Source organism: Methylobrevis pamukkalensis, assembly GCF_001720135.1.
Taxonomy (GTDB): domain Bacteria; phylum Pseudomonadota; class Alphaproteobacteria; order Rhizobiales; family Pleomorphomonadaceae; genus Methylobrevis; species Methylobrevis pamukkalensis.
This window is the reverse complement of sequence record NZ_MCRJ01000343.1, coordinates 1-262: the sequence shown is the minus strand read 5'-3', so window position 1 is coordinate 262 and position 262 is coordinate 1. Positions and strand designations below refer to the sequence as shown.

1 protein-coding gene is annotated in these 262 nt (G+C 55.0%); it reads right to left on the bottom strand.

The window, feature by feature from the left end; translation table 11 throughout:
- The coding region (locus tag A6302_RS20815; protein WP_210183440.1) for a hypothetical protein at nucleotides 1-252 on the bottom strand (252 nt) is incomplete at its 3' end.
- Between the last annotated feature and the right edge of the window lie 10 nt (nucleotides 253-262).

The window sequence follows — 262 nt, the reverse complement described above, 5'->3', positions numbered from 1 at the left end:
GAGCCAGATGATGGTCGTCTTGAGGTTGGCGACCGACCACCAGCCCAAGCGCCCCAGCAGATATATCTCTCCGGCCACATAGGCGGCCCCGATGGCCAACGGGATCAGCAATATGGGCCGGAACAGAGCCTTGAAAACGCTGCCAAGACTTTCCCGAGTCGACTTTTGGATCAAGCCAACCGCGAAGAAAACGACCAACCAGATCGCTAAGGCAATCTCACGTGTGGTGAACGAAGTAATGACGGCGTTCATGTATCAATTG